This is a genomic window from Pseudomonas sp. Tof1 (assembly GCF_055390395.1).
On record NZ_AP024344.1, the window covers coordinates 751402 to 768239 of the forward strand.

Below are 16838 nucleotides of genomic sequence, written 5' to 3' on the forward strand. Positions count from 1 at the left end.
GTGAGCGGCAGGTTCAGGAAGGCTGCGCCTGGTTTTTCAGGTGACCGAAACTCGAGGGTTTGCGGGCTTTTTCCGGCAGGTCGATCTCGCCGTTCTCCACGCGCCGGCGCAGGTACTGGTAGGTCTGCAGCGCCTGGCCGTACATGTGCTCGCCGATGGCGATCTGTTCGTATTCCTGGCCCGCCTTGGCGAAGCTCGGCAGCGGCCGGATCAGGGTGTGGTAGTCGCAGGCGTAGAACAGCGGGAAGGCGTAACGCTCCTCGCTGACGGTACGTACCCGGTGGGCGGTGGCGACGAAGGCACCGGCGGTCATCACTTCGAGCATGTCGCCGATGTTCACCACGAAGGTGCCGGGGATCGGTGGCGCGTCGATCCACTGGCCCTGGTCGTTCAGCACCTCCAGGCCGGGCTTGTCGGCCAGCAGGATGGTGAAGCACTCGTAGTCGGTGTGGGCGCCGATGCCCGGGGCGTCCTGGGCGGCGTCATCGAACGGGTAGTGGATCAGCCGCAGCTTCGACGGCGGCCGGGTGACCAGCGCATCGAAGGTGTTTTCCTCCAATCCCAGGGCCAGGGCGAAACCGCCGAACAGCTTGCGTCCCAGGGCGAAAACCGCGGCGTAGTAGGCCTGCGCGGCCTCCTTGAAACCCGGTAGCGTCGGCCATTCGTTCGGCCCCAGCAGCGGGGTGCCGGCCAGCACCAGCGGGTCGTCCGCCGGCACCTCGAAGCCGATGTCGAAGGCTTCCTTGTGGTCCGGTTTGCCCTTGGCATACACCTCTTCGCCCTCGGGCACGAAGCCCTTGTGGGTCTTCGAGGTGCCGATGTAGTGCTGCATCTTGGTTTCGAACGGTTGGGCGAAATAGTCCCTGGCCGCCTGGCGCAGCTTGGCGATCAGTTGCGGGTCGATGCCGTGCCCGGTGATGTAGAGGAAACCGACCTCGCTGGCGGCGGTGCCCAATTGATCGGCGACCGCCAGCCGATGTTCCAGTTCGACGCTGAACAACCCGGCGATATCCACCACCGGAATGCTCTTGAAATTGGCCTGGGCCGGATGCTTGTGACTGTTCTCAGGCATGACGCGAACGCCTCACGGTTGGGTTGAATGACGGAAACGGTCGAAGTGCTCGCGCTCGGTGCGGGCCATCCACACGTTGAGCGACCACAGGTCGGCGACCGGAACGTTGGTGAAGGGCAGGTGATGCAGGTAGCCGTCGGCACCGAACTCCGGGGTCAGTGTGCTGACCGTGTAACCGCGGGCCTGCTGGGCGCGCCAGACGCTTTCCCAGTGGGCCTGGTGGAAGGCCAGCTCGCGGGCGTACTCCGGGGCGCCGGGATGAGGCACCTGCGGGCCCTGGTCATAGCCGACCCGGGCCTGGATATGGTGGACGCGCTCGACGAATGGCCGCAGGTCGTCGGCCGGGTCGTCGAGCAGGCGCTCGCAGGTGACCACCCAGTGGCTGATGTCGCTGGTGAAGCGCAGGTCGGGCAGTTGCCGGATCAGCTCAAGGGTCACCCAGGGGTTGAACAGCGAGCGTGCACGATGGGTTTCGAAACTGCAGGCCTGGCCCTGCCGGCGGGCCAGGTCCATGGCCTGGCCGAAGAACTCCACCTGCTGCGCCAGGGGCCAGCGGTCGTTGCCGGCCAGTACGTTGACGAAACGTGGCTCCAGCTCGGCGGCCCAGGCGAGTTTCTGTTCGAGGTCGCGCAGATGCTCGACGGGGGCTGCCGACTGCTCGGGGAGCACATCGTAGGAGGTGAAGACGGTGCTGATGTAAGGCGTGCGGTTGGCACGCAGGAAGGCGGCGAACTCGGCACGTTCTGCGGCCGCCAGTGGCAGGCGGGCTTCCATGCCGTCGAAGCCGGCCTCCAGCAACTCGTCGAGTGCCTGGGCCTTGCTGGCGGTGTAGCCCCACAGGGTGCGGAAAATCTCCAGTTTCATCAGTGAACCTCGACCAAACCTCAAGCTGCTCGGGACCCGCCACGGCGTGAAGCCTGGGCGAGCGGTTAGGGCAGTTGGAAAGGTTTCGTCGAGCCGGCCCTCTTCTGTGGGGCGGTCTCACTGACGCCAGGCGCCGCTTGCGCAGCGTCATGAACCAGCCTGCGAAGGGCGATGGGTCGATCTTAGGCAGCCCCGCAGGCGGGAAAAAATAGCAAACCTCAAATCGATACTTCAGAGATTTCTAAACCAATAGTGGGCTATGCATGATCTCAATCTAACGCTGGTTTGCCAGCTATATGCTATCGTTGCGGCAATATTCTGACGTAGTATCCAGAGAATTCTCACATGAACATGGCTGCCTGGATGATGTGGCGGTTTTTTGGCTCAAGACAGTTCGCGGCGTCCGTCCTGTGTTGCCTGTTCATGCACTCGGGCATGGCCGAAGACGCCGCTCCCCGTGGCGGCGCCGAGCAGCGGGCCCAGGCCGTCACCCAGGTGGTGCTGGGTATTCTCAGCTACGCCCGCTGGCCGGTGGAGCCGGCGCAGCTGCGCCTGTGCATCGTCGGGCCGACCCAATACACCGATGACCTGGTCAAGGGCACGACCCAGGCCACCGGCCGCCCGGTGCTGGTACAGCGCCTGCTGGCCAGCAATCCGGCCGTGGGCGACAGCTGTGACGCGGTGTACATCGGCCAACTGTCCAGCAACGAGCGCAACCAGTTGTTCGCGTCACTGGCCGGCCATGCGGTGCTGAGCATCAGCGAAGAAGGCGATCATTGCGTCGTCGGCAGCCTGTTCTGCCTGCGTGTCGGCGACGAGCAGGTGGCGTTCGAGGTCAACCTGGATTCGGTGGCCCGCAGCGGCGTGCGCATTCACCCCAGCGTCCTGCAACTGTCCCGCCGGCGGGCCCCACAGCCATGATCGGTCTGCACAAGCCGGACAACCGCCGCACCCTGCGTTCGGTGCTGGGGCGTGGGCACATGCTGGTGGCCCTGGCGGCGGTCGGCCTGGTCAGCGTTTCGCTGACCTTGCTCGGTGTGCTGGCGCTTCGGGTCTACGCCGACCACAACCTGCACCTGATCGCCCGCTCCATCAGCTACACCGTCGAGGCGGCGGTGGTGTTCAACGACCGCAGTGCGGCGACCGAAGCCCTGGACCTGATCGCCTCGACCGAAGAAGTGGCCGAGGCCGAGATCTTCACCGCCAGCGGCCAGCGCCTGGCCCATTGGCAACGCCCGGAAACCGGTCTGCTGTCGCGGCTGGAAATGCAACTGGCGAGGAGCCTGCTGGAACAGCCCATCGAACTGCCGATCCTGCACCAGAACCGCGAGGTTGGCAGCGTGCGCCTGACCGGTCATGGCGCCAGCCTGATGCGCTACCTGCTCAGCGGCCTGGCCGGCATCCTGGTGTGCAGCGTGCTGGCGGCCTGGCTCGGCCTGTATCTGGCCCGCCGGCTGCTGCGCGGGATCCTCGTGCCGCTGCGCAGCCTGGCCGAAGTGGCCCACGCCGTGCGTAGCGAGCGGGCCTTCGAGCGGCGGGTACCGCCGGCGCAGATTGTCGAATTGGACAACCTCGGCAACGACTTCAATGCCCTGCTCGATGAGCTGGAAGCCTGGCAGACGCACCTGCAGAACGAAAACCAGACCCTGGCGCACCAGGCCAGCCACGACAGCCTGACCGGCCTGCCCAACCGGGCCTTCTTCGAAGGTCGGCTGATGCGCGCCTTGCGCAACGGTGCCCGGCAGGGCGAGCGGGTGGCGGTACTGTTTCTCGACAGCGACCGCTTCAAGGAAATCAACGACACCTTCGGCCATGCGGCAGGCGATGCGGTATTGGTGGCCGTGGCCACGCGGGTGCGCGCGCAACTGCGTGAAGATGACCTGGTGGCGCGGCTTGGCGGCGACGAGTTCGCCGTGTTGCTGACCCCGCTGCACAGCATCGAGGACGCCGAGCAGATTGCCGAGAAGATCATCGCCAGCATGGAACTGCCGATCCCGGTGCCCGGCCCGACCCAGGTCGTCACCTCGCTGAGTATCGGCATCGCCGTCTACCCCGATCACGGCAACACCCCGGGCTCGTTGCTCAATGCCGCCGATGGCGCCATGTACCAGGCCAAGCGCCTTTCCCGAGGCAGTCGACACACCGCGCAGTCGGAGCACAGCGCCGCCTCAGTCCCCACCAGGAGTTGAACCCTTGTCTACCTTGACCCAACGTTCCCTGCGATTTTTCAGCGTTGCCCTGTTTGCCGCCCTGCTGGCGCTGGGCGGCTGCCAGACGGCTGCGCAGAAAGGCCTGAGCCCGGCGCAGATCGCCGTCCTCAAGCAGCAGGGTTTCGAACTGACGGACGATGGCTGGGCTTTCGGCCTGTCGGGCAAGGTGCTGTTCGGCAGTGACCTGGATGGGTTGAACCCGCAAAGCCAGGCCATCGTCGAGCGGATCGCCAGGGCCCTGCTCAGCGTGGATATCCAGCGGGTGCGGGTGGATGGGCACACCGATGCGTCGGGCAAGGACGACTACAACGAACAGTTGTCGGTACGCCGGGCCAACAGTGTGGCGACGGTACTGCGGCAGTCCGGGATGAAGCCGGAAAACATCCAGGTCCGCGGCCTGGGCAGCCGCGAACCGGTGGCCAGCAACAGCACCGTGGCCGGGCGGACAGAAAACCGCCGGGTGGCGATCGTGGTGATTGCCGACTGAGTGCCCGCGAAGAGGCCTATCCGACTGGCGGCATTCTAATCGACGAACCGAAGCGCCCGCGTCTCCCCCAGCAGCAGCGGCCGATTCAGTTCCGTGACTTCCCGAATGTAGTCCCACAACAGATTGATCCGCTTGAGTTTGCGCAGATCTTCCCGGCAATACATCCAGAACTGCCGGGTGATACTCACCTCATCCGGCAACACCGGCAGCAGGTTCGGGTCCTGGGCCGCCAGGAAACACGGCAGGATCGCCAGCGCCCGGCCCTGTTGCGCCGCGACGAACTGGGCGATCACGCTGGTGCTGCGCAGGTTGGCGGTGGCGTTGGGCAGCAGGTTGGCCAGGTACAGCAGCTCGTTGCTGAACGCCAGGTCGTCGACGTAGCTGACGAAACGGTGCCGGCCCAGGTCGCTGGCGCGACGGATCGGCGGGTGCTGGTCCAGGTACGGCTGGGTCGCGTACAGCTGCAGGCGGTAGTCGCACAGCTTGCAGCACACATAGGGCCCGTGCTCCGGGCGCTCCAGGGCGATGACGATATCCGCCTCGCGCTTGGACAGGCTGATGAAGTGCGGCAGCGGCAGGATATCCACCGAGATCGCCGGGTAGGCGTCGACGAAATGGCTCAGTTGCGGGGTGATGAAGAAGCTGCCGAAGCCCTCCGTGCAGCCCATGCGCACATGCCCCGAGAGCGCCACGCCAGACCCCGACACCTGCTCGCAGGCCATGTGCAGGGTGCTTTCGATGGACTCGGCATAGCCCATCAGGCGCTGGCCCTCGGCGGTGAGGACGAAGCCGCTGGTGCGCGACTTTTCGAACAGCAGGGTGCCCAGGGCCGCCTCCAGCGAACTGATGCGCCGTGACACCGTGGTGTAGTCCACCGCCAGGCGCTTGGCCGCGCTGCTGGCCTTGCGGGTACGGGCAACCTCAAGGAAAAACTTCAGGTCGTCCCAGTTCAATGAACCCAAAGACGTGATGTTTTTTTGCATGTTGATCCGGTTTTTATGTGCGTTCTTATTAGAAGAATGCACATCTATACTCCAAAAACAGTCCAGTCACCATGCTCGGGTATCGTCCCGTCCGGGATTCGGCCATTACAATAATTCAGGAGACTTCCATGAACGTTTCTCTCAAGCCCGACGCCACCCTCAAGACCGCCCGGTTGCTGATCGACGGCGAGTGGGTCGAATCCCAGAGCAGTGAGTGGCACGACATCGTCAACCCGGCGACCCAGGAAGTGCTGGCCAAGGTGCCCTTCGCCACTGCCGCTGAAGTGAATGCGGCGATAGACGCCGCCCAGCGTGCCTTCCAGACCTGGAAGCTGACCCCCATCGGCGCCCGCATGCGCATCATGCTCAAGCTGCAGGCGCTGATCCGCGAACATTCCAAGCGCATCGCCGCCGTGCTCAGCGCCGAGCAGGGCAAGACCCTGGCCGACGCCGAGGGCGATATCTTCCGCGGCCTGGAAGTGGTCGAGCACGCCTGCTCGATCGGCACCCTGCAGATGGGCGAGTTCGCCGAGAACGTCGCCGGTGGCGTCGACACCTACACCCTGCGCCAGCCGATCGGCGTCTGCGCCGGGATCACCCCGTTCAACTTCCCGGCGATGATCCCGCTGTGGATGTTCCCGATGGCGATCGCCTGCGGCAACACCTTCGTTCTCAAACCGTCCGAACAGGACCCGCTGTCGACCCTGATGCTGGTGGAGCTGGCGCTGGAAGCCGGCGTGCCGCCGGGCGTGCTCAACGTGGTGCACGGCGGCAAGGAGGTGGTGGATGCGCTGTGCACCCACAAGGACATCAAGGCGGTCTCGTTCGTCGGTTCGACCGCCGTCGGTACCCACGTCTATGACCTCGCCGGTCGTCATGGCAAGCGCGTGCAGTCGATGATGGGCGCGAAGAACCACGCCGTGGTGCTGCCCGACGCCAACCGCGAGCAGACCCTCAATGCCCTGGTCGGCGCCGGTTTCGGTGCGGCCGGCCAGCGTTGCATGGCCACCTCGGTGGTGGTGCTGGTAGGGGCGGCGAAGCAATGGCTGCCGGACCTCAAGGCGCTGGCGCAGAAGCTCAAGGTCAACGCCGGCAGCGAGCCGGGCACCGATGTCGGTCCGCTGATTTCCAAGCGGGCGAAGGAGCGGGTGCTGGGCCTGATCGAAAGCGGCATCCAGGAAGGCGCCAAGCTCGAACTGGACGGCCGCGCTATCGTCGTGCCGGGCTTCGAGCAGGGCAACTTCGTCGGCCCGACCCTGTTTTCCGGGGTGACCACCGACATGCAGATCTACACCCAGGAAATCTTCGGCCCGGTGCTGGCGGTGATGGAGGTCGACACCCTCGACGAGGCCATCGCCCTGGTCAACGCCAACCCCTTCGGCAACGGCACCGGCCTGTTCACCCAGAGCGGCGCCTCGGCGCGCAAGTTCCAGAGCGAGATCGATATCGGCCAGGTCGGCATCAACATCCCGATCCCGGTGCCGGTGCCGTTCTTCAGCTTCACCGGCTCCCGTGGCTCCAAGCTCGGCGACCTGGGTCCCTACGGCAAGCAGGTGGTGCAGTTCTACACTCAGACCAAGACGGTCACCGCGCGCTGGTTCGATGACGACAGTGAGAACCATGGCGTGAACACCACCATCAACCTGCGCTGAGCGAGGAACGGGCCATGAAGATCGCATTTATCGGACTGGGCAACATGGGCGCGCCAATGGCGCGCAACCTGATCAAGGCCGGGCACAGCCTGAACCTGTTCGACCTGAACCAGACGGTGCTCAAGGAGCTGGCGGCCCTCGGCGGGACCATCAGCACCTCGCCCAAGGCCGCGGCCGAGGGCAGCGAACTGGTGATCACCATGCTGCCGGCCGCCGCCCATGTGCGCAGCGTCTGGCTGGGCGAGGACGGGGTGCTGGCCGGGATCGGCGCCGGCGTGCCGGCGGTGGACTGCAGCACCATCGATCCGCAGACCGCCAAGGACGTTGCCGCCGCGGCGGCGAAACAGAATGTGGCGATGGCCGATGCGCCGGTATCCGGCGGTACCGGTGGCGCGGCGGCCGGGACCCTGACCTTCATGGTCGGCGCTTCCCAGCCATTGTTCGCCACCCTGCAACCGGTGCTGGCACAGATGGGCCGCAACATCGTCCATTGCGGCGAGGTCGGCACCGGGCAGATCGCCAAGATCTGCAACAACCTGCTGCTGGGCATCTCGATGATCGGCGTCAGCGAGGCCATGGCCCTGGGCGCCGCCCTGGGCATCGACACCCAGGTGCTGGCCGGGGTGATCAACAGTTCCACCGGCCGCTGCTGGAGTTCCGACACCTACAACCCCTGGCCGGGCATCATCGACACCGCACCGGCGTCGCGTGGCTATACCGGCGGCTTCGGCGCCGAACTGATGCTCAAGGACCTGGGCCTGGCCACCGAGGCCGCGCGCCAGGCCCACCAGCCGGTGGTCCTCGGTGCCGTGGCGCAGCAGTTGTACCAGGCCATGAGCCTGCGCGGGGAGGGTGGCAAGGACTTCTCGGCCATCATCGGCGCCTATCGCAAACCCGAGTAAGGTTTTTTCCGGGGGCTCGCGTCGGGCGGGTCCCCGGTTTTTTCCGGGCCGTGCGTCCAAACGTTATCCGCGTATCCCCCGGCACAGTAGAATGACTGCCGAGAATCGGTTTCGAGGGGGCGGTGGTGGATCTACAGCAGGGTTTTGTCCTGACCCGGCATTGGCGCGACACCCCCGCGGGTACGCAGGTCGAATTCTGGTTGGCGACCGACGCCGGCCCCCGTCACGTGCGCTTGCCGCCACAACCCTCGGTTGCCTTCATTCCCGCCGAACAGCGTGAGCGTGCCGCCCAGCTGTTGAGCAAAGAGCGGGGGTGGAATGGCGCCCGCTGGCACTGATGGATTTTCACCACCGCCCGGTGTGTGGCCTGTATTGCCAGCAGCACCGGCAGTTGATGAACATCGAGAAGCTGTTGCGCCAGGGCGGGGTGGATGTCTACGAGGCCGATATCCGCCCTCCCGAGCGCTTTCTCATGGAGCGTTTCATCACCGCGCCGGTGTTGTTCGCCGGTACGCCGAATACCGACGGGCCGCTGCTCGATACCCAGCTCAAGGCGACGGCGGACTATCGGCCACGGCTCAGGCTGGTGTCCCTGGACATCGAGACCACCATGCAGGGCGAGCTGTATTCCATCGCCCTGGAAGGTTGTGGCGAGCGCCAGGTGTACATGCTCGGGCCGCCGAACGGTGACGCCAGCCAGGTCGATTTCAAGCTCGACTATCGAGCGAGCCGCGGTGAACTGCTCGAAGCCCTGAACGACTGGCTGGCCCGGCACGATCCGGATGCGATCATCGGCTGGAACCTGGTGCAGTTCGACCTCAAGGTGCTGCATGAACATGCCCAGCGCCTGAGCATCCCGCTGCGCCTGGGGCGTGGGGGCGACGTCATGGGCTGGCGCGACAACGGTGCGCGCAACACCCACTACTTCGCCGCGGCGGCCGGCCGGCTGATCATCGACGGCATCGAGGCGCTGCGTTCGGCGACCTGGAGCTTCCCGTCCTTCAGCCTCGAATACGTGGCGCAGCACCTGCTCGGCGAGGGCAAGTCGATCGACAACCCCTACCAGCGCATGGACGAGATCAATCGCATGTTCGCCGAGGACAAGCCGGCCCTGGCGCGCTACAACCTCAAGGACTGCGAGCTGGTCACGCGGATCTTCGACAAGACCCAGCTACTGACCTTCCTGCTCGAACGCGCCACCGTCACCGGCCTGCCGGCCGATCGCAGCGGCGGTTCGGTGGCGGCCTTCACCCACCTGTACATGCCGCTGATGCATCGCCAGGGTTTCGTCGCGCCGAACCTCGGCGAACGCATGCCCGAGGCCAGCCCCGGCGGTTTCGTCATGGACTCGCGGCCCGGGCTGTACGAGTCGGTGCTGGTACTGGACTACAAGAGCCTGTACCCGTCGATCATCCGTACCTTCCTGATCGACCCGGTGGGGCTGATCGAGGGCCTGCGGCATCCCGACGACAGCGAGTCGGTGGCGGGCTTTCGCGGGGCGCGTTTCTCCCGCACGCGGCACTGCCTGCCGTCGATCGTCGAGACGGTCTGGCAGGGCCGCGAGGCGGCCAAGCGCGACGGCAATGCGCCGCTGTCCCAGGCCCTGAAGATCATCATGAACGCCTTTTACGGCGTGCTCGGTTCCAGTGGCTGCCGCTTCTTCGATACGCGCCTGGCCTCGTCGATCACCCTGCGCGGGCACGAGATCATGCGCCGCACCCGGCAACTGATCGAGGCCCAGGGCTACACGGTGATCTATGGCGACACCGACTCGACCTTCGTCTGGCTCAAGCGCGCCCATGGCCAGGAGGAGGCCGCGCAGATCGGCCGCCAGCTGGTGGCCGGGGTCAACGACTGGTGGCGCGAACACCTGAAGCAGGAACTGGGCCTGGACAGTGCCCTGGAACTGCAGTTCGAAACCCATTTCAGCCGCTTCCTGATGCCGACCATCCGCGGGGCCGAGGAGGGCAGCAAGAAGCGTTATGCCGGGCTGGTGGTGCGTGCCGACGGCCGCGAGGAGATGGTCTACAAGGGGCTTGAAACCGTGCGCAGCGACTGGTCGCCATTGGCGCAGGCGTTCCAGCAGGAGCTGTACCGACGCATCTTCAGCTGCCAGCCCTACCAGGATTACGTCCGTGACTACGTGCGGCGTACCCAGGCGGGCGAGCTGGATGACCTGCTGGTGTATCGCAAGCGCCTGCGCCGGCGGCTCGGCGACTACGAGCGCAACGTGCCGCCGCAGGTGCGGGCGGCACGCCTGGCCGATGAATACAACGTCGCCCAGGGGCGGCCGCGACAGTACCAGGGCGGCGGCTGGATCAGCTACGTGATTGCCCAGGCCGGGCCGGAGCCGCTGGAGGTGCGTCGGTCGCCCATCGACTACGAGCACTACATCACCAAGCAGTTGCAGCCGGTGGCGGACGCGATCCTGCCGTTCGTGCAGGACGATTTCACCACCCTGATCGGCGGGCAGATGGGCCTGTTCTGAGGGTTTTGTATTGCAATGTATCTGGGAGGGGCGGTGATACTTGCGCACTTCAGAACCCTGGCTTGCGCACACATTCGAGATACCTCAAGGGCGTCAAATAGGTTCCAGGGAGGCAGACAACACTGGCTCCAACCAACCGAATACACACTTGAGGAAATCGCCATGAAACTGAAAGCACTCTGCACCGCCGGCCTGTTGTCCGCCCTGAGCCTCCTGGCCATCGCCGCCCCGGCCCAGGCCGCCAGCGCCAAACCGGATATCCGGCACGTGGTGTCGATCACCACCGATGCCATGGGCAGTTGCGATGTCGCCAAGGCGCACCTGACCTACCTGGACTCCCAGGGCCAGACCCACACCCTGGAATACGGCAAGTTCGCCAGTTGCAACCTGGGCAGCTGAGGCCTTGGGAACCCGCCTCACGCTCTCTCCTCCACCCGCATGAAACCGTACCGCGTCGCGGTCGGTTTCATGCCTGCATCTGCCAGGTGACGTCATGCTGCTTATCGCTTTCCTCGGCGGGATACTGACGGTGCTCAGTCCTTGCATCCTGCCGGTCGTACCCTTCCTTTTCGCGCGGGCCGATCGTTCCCGCTCGTCGGTGCTGTTGACCCTGGGCGGCATGGCGCTGACCTTCGCCCTGGTGTCGAGCCTGGCGGTGGTCAGCAGCGCCTGGGTGATCCAGGCCAACGCTGCCGGCCGTCAGTTGGCGCTGATCGTGATGGTGCTGTTCGCCCTGTCACTGATTTCCGCCCGCGCGGGGGCCTGGCTGTCGCGGCCGTTCGTGCTGCTGGGCAATCGCCTCGATCCGGCGGCGCGGCAGCTGTCGGGGCCGTTGGCCGCGCTGCTGGTCGGCGTCGCCACCGGGCTGTTGTGGGCGCCCTGTGCCGGACCGATTCTCGGCGTGATCCTGACCAGCGCCATGCTGCAGGGCGCCAATGCACAGACCAGCCTGTTGCTGCTGGCCTATGGCCTGGGCAGTGCGTTGTCTCTCGGCACGCTGATCTTCGCCGGCCGTGGCCTGGTCAACCGGCTCAAGCCTTCCATCCCGGTGACCGGCTGGCTGCGGCGTGGGGCCGGCGTGCTGGTCCTGCTGTCGGCGGTGCTGATCTCGACCGGGGCGAACAACACCCTGCTCGCCGGCACCTCGTCACAGGGCTCGGCGTCGGTGGAGCAGAGCCTGCTCAAGCAGATTCCGCGGGCCATCGACTACGTGATCAGCAAGGCCAATGCGGCCACGGCGGTCGACCTCGAAGCCAAGGGCGCGATGCCTGCGCTGGACGGTGCGGTGGAGTGGCTGAACTCGGCGCCGCTCAACCGTGAGTCCCTGCGCGGCAAGGTGGTGCTGGTGGACTTCTGGACCTTCGACTGCATCAACTGCCAGCACACCCTGCCCTATGTGAAGGACTGGGCGAAGAAATACGAGAAGGACGGGCTGGTGGTGATCGGCGTGCATACCCCCGAGTATGCCTACGAGAAGATCCTCGGCAACGTGCGCCAGCAGGTGAAGGAACTGGGGATCGGTTACCCGGTGGCGATCGACAACGACTACCGTATCTGGCGGGCGTTCGATAACCAGTACTGGCCGGCCCACTACCTGATCGATGCCAAGGGGCAGGTGCGCTACACCCATTTCGGCGAAGGCCGTTATGACGAACAGGAAAAGGTCATCCAGACCCTGCTGCAGGAGGCCAAGGCTGGCAGTGCCAGCTGAGCCCCGGAATCCGGCAGCGATAGCCGCAAGGTCCCGCCACGGACCTTGCGGCTTTTTTGTGGGCGGGTGTTCGAGTGGCACCGGGCTCGGGCATCGGCACGTTGTATCAGACTGTGTACGTGGCCCGCCGCCATACAGTGCGCCACCTTATCGCCCGTTCGCGACACACGGTGGATACAGCCCTGCGTTGAAATGTACCTGTCGAACGGTGAGGCCGGTCCAGGCCCCACCCAACCCTCAGAGTCTTACTCACAAACGCAGGAGTGTTACCCATGTTCAAGTTCTCTACCGCTTCCCTGGCCCTCACCCTGGCTTTGGTCGGTGGCCTCGGCCTGGCGAATGCCGCTTCGGCCAATGTGCCGGCAACCGGGTTCGGCGCGATCAACCAGCATCGGCTGGCGGAGGGCGGTTCTGACCGTCTGCTGGAGCGTCGTGTGGCGGAAGGTGGTTCCGATCGCCTGCTGGAGCGCCGTGTGGCGGAGGGTGGCTCGGACCGTTTGCTGGAACGCCGTGTAGCGGAAGGTGGTTCCGATCGTCTGCTGGAGCGCCGTGTGGCGGAAGGTGGTTCCGATCGCCTGCTGGAGCGCCGTGTGGCGGAAGGTGGTTCCGATCGCCTGCTGGAGCGTCGTGTGGCGGAAGGTGGTTCCGATCGCCTGCTGGAGCGTCGTGTAGCCGAAGGTGGCTCGGATCGCTTGCTGGAACGTCGTGTCGCTTGAAGATTGACGACCTCTCGAACCGTTCCTCACGACAGGGCCCCGTGTCTTTCGAGACGGGGCCCGGATCGAAACGCGCCTGGTGCTGTCAGGCGAACACGAAGTACTTGCGCACGGTCTCGACGACTTCCCAGGTGCCCTTCATGCCTGGCTCGACGATGAAGATATCGCCGGCCTTCAAGTGGATCGGCGCCTGACCGTCCGGCGTGATGATGCAGTAGCCTTCCTGGAAGTGGCAGTACTCCCACTTCACGTAATCGACCCGCCACTTGCCCGGGGTGCAGATCCAGGTGCCCATGATCTTGCTGCCGTCTTCGCTGTTGTAGGCGTTGAGGTTGACGGTGTGCGGATCGCCTTCGAGCTTTTCCCATTTGCAGGCGTCGAGCACCGGCAGTGGGTGGGTATCGCGCAGAACGGTAATCGGTGGATTGGACATGCTGGGCTCCGGGCACAGGTTCTGAATGAAGCCTGCACCCTAACGGGGGCGCCCGCCGCAGGGATGTCCAGGCTCGACATCCAGCTGTCCATGCGCGCACAGGCCGTTTTCGCCCGGCAGGGGGCCGCTGTTGATCAGCGGCTGGCCGAGGATGGGCTGAGCATGTCGATCAGGCGGATCTCGAAATCCCGCTCGAGGAACGCCATGCGCTGCTCGTGGAAGGCCCGCATGTGCGGCAGCGCCGAGTGCACGTCCAGGTGAGCCTTCGATTGCCAGATCTCGTAGAAGATGAACAGGGTCGGGTCGGCGTGGTCGCGCAGCATGTGGTATTCGATGCAGCCGTCTTCCCGGCGGCTGGGTTCGACATAGGCGCGAAACAGCGCCTCGAAGGCCTCGGCCTTTTCCGGGCGGGTCTTGGCATGCAGGATAAAACCGTAGGGTTGGCTCATGGATTCACTCCGGGCAGGACAGGTTCTGGAGGCCGTCAATGCTAAGGCAACAATACGTCGAGCATTCGTGCCGTTACGGCAAAAGCGATTTGCGTCAGCCACGCTTTTTCGCCGTGCGTGCGAGGGCTAACCTGCGCCCGCACCTGAACCTGTCGACCGGGCTGCCCTTGGGGCCGCCCTCCATGAGACCGACCATGAAAAAGATCCTGCTACTCAACGGCGGCAAGGCGTTCGCCCACTCCGCCGGCCGCTACAACGCCACCCTGCATGAAACCGCCGTGGCCTACCTCGATCGCTCCGGTTGCGATGTCAGACAGACCTGGATCGACCAGGGCTACGATGTCGCCGAGGAAGTTGCCAAGTTTCTCTGGGCCGACGTGATCATCTACCAGATGCCTGGCTGGTGGATGGGCGCGCCCTGGACGGTGAAGAAGTACATCGACGAAGTGTTCACCGCGGGCCACGGCAGCCTCTACGCCAACGATGGCCGGACGCGTTCCGACGCCTCGCAGAAGTACGGCAGCGGTGGTCTGATCCAGGGCAAGCAGTACATGCTGTCGCTGACCTGGAACGCGCCACGGCAGGCTTTCGACGACCCCACCGATTTCTTCGAGGCCAAGGGCGTGGATGCGGTCTACTTCCCGTTTCACAAGGCCAACCAGTTCCTCGGCATGAGCGGCCTGCCGACCTTTCTCTGTGTCGACGTGATGAAGGTACCGGCCATCGAGGCGGATATCCGGCGCTACGAGCAGCACCTGGCAGAGGTTTTCGATTTGCCGAAGTGAGGTTCCTTTTGCCTCGAGGCCGGCTAATATCAGGCTCTTGAGTTGAGAGGTGAGTGTGAAAGCCAGGTCGGATGAGTTGCAGATCTTCGTCTGCGTGATCGAGTGCGGTTCGATTTCCGCGGCGGCCGAACAGGTCGGGCAGACGCCGTCGGCGGTCAGCCGCAGCCTGTCGCGGCTGGAGGCCAAGCTCGAGACCACGCTGATCAATCGCACCACGCGACGCATGGACCTGACCGAGGAAGGCAAGTTCTTCTTCGAGCGGGCCAAGCAGATCCTCGAGCAGATGGACGAGCTGGAAGAACGCCTGGCCCTGCGCCAGCAGACGCCCGCCGGGCGCCTGCGTATCAACGCCGCCTCGCCGTTCATGCTGCACGCGGTGGTCCCGTACATCGCCGAGTTTCGCAGCCTGTACCCGGACATCCAGCTGGAACTCAACAGCAACGACCTGATCATCGACCTGCTGGAGCAGAGCACCGACATCGCCATCCGCATCGGCCACCTGGCGGATTCGACCCTGCATGCCCGCTCGCTGGGCAGCAGCCCGCTGAACATCCTGGCCAGCCCCGCCTACCTGGCGCGTTACGGCGAGCCGGTCAGTGTCGATGAGCTGTCCCGACACACCCTGCTGGGGTTCACCCAGACCGAAACGCTCAATCACTGGCCGTTGCGGCATGCCCAGGGCGACCGCTGGCAGATCCGCCCCGACCTCAGCGCCTCCAGCGGCGAGACCCTGCGCCAACTGGCGCTGGAGGGGCAGGGGATCGTCTGCCTGTCGCACTTCATGACTCACCAGGACATCCAGTCCGGCCGCCTGCAGGTGATCCTCCCCGAAGCCAACAGCGGCTACCGCCAGCCGATCCATGCGGTGTACTACCGCAACTCGCAGTTGGCGCTGCGTATCCAGTGCTTCCTCGATTTCATCCAGGGCAAGCTGGCGGGGTATGCGGGGCCCGTGGTGGCATAGCCCTGACGCTGGGCGCCAGCTCTTGATTCGTGACTCCAGCGCAAGAGTGAATTGGGCAGTAGGGGGTTATTCGGCACGGATAAGTTTTCGATACTCGCTCCATCACTTATCCATGCAGGGAGTTTCTCCATGAACGTATTCGTTACCGGCGCCGCCGGTTTCATTGGCGGTTCCATCGCGACCGGGCTGGTCGCCGCCGGCCATCGGGTCACCGGGCTGGTGCGCAGTGCCGAGCAGGTGCAGGAACTGCGTGATTTGGGCATTACCCCGGTGGTCGGCAGCCTGGACGACAGCGAACTGCTCGCCGAGCAGGCGCGCCAGGCCGATGCGGTGATCAACGCCGCCAGCAGCGACCATCGCGGTGCGGTCGAGGCGCTGCTCGACGCCTTGCGTGGTTCCGACAAGGTGTTCCTGCACACCAGCGGTTCGAGCATCGTCGGCGACGCCTCCGGCGGCAAGGCCAGCGATATCGTCTATTACGAAGGCCGGCTGCCGGAACCGACCGTCGACAAGGCGGCGCGGGTGGCCATCGACCACCGGGTGCTCGACGCGGCGAAATCCGGCGTGCGCTCGGCGGTGCTCTGCAACACCCTGATCTACGGCCACAGCCTGGGCGTCAAGCGTGACAGCGTGCAGTTGCCGCGCCTGCTCAAGCAGGCCCGCAAGCGTGGCGTGGTCCGGCACGTCGGGAGCGGGCAGAACATCTGGTCCAACGTGCACATCGAGGATGTGGTGGCGCTGTACCTGCTGGCGTTGACCGGCAACCCGCCGGGCACCTTCTATTTCGTCGAAAGCGGCGAAGCCTCGTTCATCGACATGACCACCGCCATGGCCAGGGCGCTGAACCTGGGTGAGCCGCAGGATTGGCCGCTGGCGGACGCCGAGGCCGAGTGGGGTTATGAGATGGCCAATTACGGCCTGGGTTCCAACAGCCGGGTCCGCGGCAGCAACGCCCGTGAACTGCTGGGCTGGGTACCCAAGCGCAACTCGGTGATCGACTGGATCCTCAACGAGATGGTTTGAGCCCAAGCGGCTATGCTGGTGATTGGCGTCAGGTTTTTGCGAACGAGGTCGCGCTTTTGCGCGATAATGGCACTGAGCCACTAAAGAAGCCCGTTCCAT

16 protein-coding genes and 1 pseudogene are annotated in these 16838 nt (G+C 65.0%); 12 read left to right on the forward strand and 5 right to left on the reverse strand.

Annotation, left to right across the window (positions count from 1 at the left end):
• Positions 1 to 13: 13 nt before the first annotated feature.
• Positions 14 to 1072, reverse strand: a complete 1059-nt coding sequence (locus ACZ5KU_RS03345) for an isopenicillin N synthase family dioxygenase (RefSeq protein WP_464736833.1) — start codon at positions 1070 to 1072, stop codon at positions 14 to 16.
• A 12-nt stretch (positions 1073 to 1084) separates the two neighbouring features.
• The gene (locus tag ACZ5KU_RS03350) at positions 1085 to 1936 is read right to left on the reverse strand and encodes a sugar phosphate isomerase/epimerase family protein (protein ID WP_464736834.1); all 852 of its coding nucleotides are present in this window, start codon (positions 1934 to 1936) and stop codon (positions 1085 to 1087) included.
• A 345-nt stretch (positions 1937 to 2281) separates the two neighbouring features.
• Here ACZ5KU_RS03350 and yfiR point away from each other — a divergent pair, with 345 nt between their 5' ends.
• The 3 genes from yfiR to yfiB are packed head-to-tail and all read left to right on the forward strand — an operon-like array spanning position 2282 to position 4633.
• Positions 2282 to 2857: a regulatory sequestration protein YfiR gene (gene yfiR, locus ACZ5KU_RS03355; protein WP_054060415.1), complete on the forward strand. Its 576-nt coding sequence runs from the start codon at positions 2282 to 2284 to the stop codon at positions 2855 to 2857.
• Positions 2854 to 4125 (forward strand): diguanylate cyclase DgcN/YfiN, encoded by a 1272-nt coding sequence (dgcN, locus tag ACZ5KU_RS03360; protein ID WP_054063722.1) that lies wholly within the window; start codon positions 2854 to 2856, stop codon positions 4123 to 4125. Before yfiR ends, dgcN begins: the two co-directional genes overlap by 4 nt.
• A 4-nt stretch (positions 4126 to 4129) precedes the next feature.
• On the forward strand, positions 4130 to 4633 hold the full coding sequence (gene yfiB / locus ACZ5KU_RS03365; RefSeq protein WP_054060413.1) for an outer membrane lipoprotein YfiB: 504 nt from the start codon (positions 4130 to 4132) through the stop codon (positions 4631 to 4633).
• A 35-nt stretch (positions 4634 to 4668) separates the two neighbouring features.
• On the opposite strand, the gene ACZ5KU_RS03370 is transcribed toward yfiB, so the two are convergent.
• Positions 4669 to 5616, reverse strand: a complete 948-nt coding sequence (locus ACZ5KU_RS03370) for a LysR family transcriptional regulator (RefSeq protein ID WP_054060412.1) — start codon at positions 5614 to 5616, stop codon at positions 4669 to 4671.
• A gap of 128 nt (positions 5617 to 5744) precedes the next feature.
• On the opposite strand from ACZ5KU_RS03370, the gene ACZ5KU_RS03375 reads away from it, so the two are divergent.
• From ACZ5KU_RS03375 to ACZ5KU_RS03400, 6 genes and pseudogenes are all read left to right on the forward strand, one after another.
• Positions 5745 to 7268 (forward strand): CoA-acylating methylmalonate-semialdehyde dehydrogenase, encoded by a 1524-nt coding sequence (locus ACZ5KU_RS03375; RefSeq protein WP_054063723.1) that lies wholly within the window; start codon positions 5745 to 5747, stop codon positions 7266 to 7268.
• Positions 7269 to 7282: 14 nt separating this feature from the next.
• Positions 7283 to 8170 carry a 3-hydroxyisobutyrate dehydrogenase gene (gene mmsB / locus ACZ5KU_RS03380; protein ID WP_054063724.1) on the forward strand — a complete coding sequence of 296 codons (888 nt, stop codon included), beginning with the start codon at positions 7283 to 7285 and terminating at the stop codon, positions 8168 to 8170.
• A 125-nt stretch (positions 8171 to 8295) separates the two neighbouring features.
• Positions 8296 to 10658, forward strand: a pseudogene (locus ACZ5KU_RS03385) (DNA polymerase II).
• A gap of 162 nt (positions 10659 to 10820) precedes the next feature.
• Positions 10821 to 11057, forward strand: a complete 237-nt coding sequence (locus ACZ5KU_RS03390; protein WP_054063725.1) for a DUF2790 domain-containing protein — start codon at positions 10821 to 10823, stop codon at positions 11055 to 11057.
• A 94-nt stretch (positions 11058 to 11151) separates the two neighbouring features.
• Positions 11152 to 12369: a cytochrome c biogenesis protein DipZ gene (locus tag ACZ5KU_RS03395; RefSeq protein WP_054058573.1), complete on the forward strand. Its 1218-nt coding sequence runs from the start codon at positions 11152 to 11154 to the stop codon at positions 12367 to 12369.
• A gap of 272 nt (positions 12370 to 12641) precedes the next feature.
• The gene (locus tag ACZ5KU_RS03400; RefSeq protein WP_152973066.1) at positions 12642 to 13085 is read left to right on the forward strand and encodes a phage infection protein; all 444 of its coding nucleotides are present in this window, start codon (positions 12642 to 12644) and stop codon (positions 13083 to 13085) included.
• A gap of 85 nt (positions 13086 to 13170) precedes the next feature.
• On the opposite strand, the gene ACZ5KU_RS03405 is transcribed toward ACZ5KU_RS03400, so the two are convergent.
• The gene (locus ACZ5KU_RS03405) at positions 13171 to 13518 is read right to left on the reverse strand and encodes a cupin domain-containing protein (protein ID WP_017903103.1); all 348 of its coding nucleotides are present in this window, start codon (positions 13516 to 13518) and stop codon (positions 13171 to 13173) included.
• Between the two features lie 134 nt (positions 13519 to 13652).
• Positions 13653 to 13967, reverse strand: coding sequence for a putative quinol monooxygenase (locus ACZ5KU_RS03410; RefSeq protein ID WP_054058572.1), 315 nt, complete (start codon positions 13965 to 13967; stop codon positions 13653 to 13655).
• A 194-nt stretch (positions 13968 to 14161) separates the two neighbouring features.
• Here ACZ5KU_RS03410 and mdaB point away from each other — a divergent pair, with 194 nt between their 5' ends.
• From mdaB to ACZ5KU_RS03425, 3 genes are all read left to right on the forward strand, one after another.
• Positions 14162 to 14752 (forward strand): NADPH:quinone oxidoreductase MdaB, encoded by a 591-nt coding sequence (mdaB, locus tag ACZ5KU_RS03415; protein ID WP_054058571.1) that lies wholly within the window; start codon positions 14162 to 14164, stop codon positions 14750 to 14752.
• A gap of 55 nt (positions 14753 to 14807) precedes the next feature.
• Entirely contained in the window at positions 14808 to 15716 is a 909-nt protein-coding gene (locus ACZ5KU_RS03420) for a LysR family transcriptional regulator (RefSeq protein WP_054058577.1), read from the forward strand.
• A 129-nt stretch (positions 15717 to 15845) separates the two neighbouring features.
• The gene (locus tag ACZ5KU_RS03425; RefSeq protein WP_054058570.1) at positions 15846 to 16739 is read left to right on the forward strand and encodes an NAD-dependent epimerase/dehydratase family protein; all 894 of its coding nucleotides are present in this window, start codon (positions 15846 to 15848) and stop codon (positions 16737 to 16739) included.
• Positions 16740 to 16838: the final 99 nt, after the last annotated feature.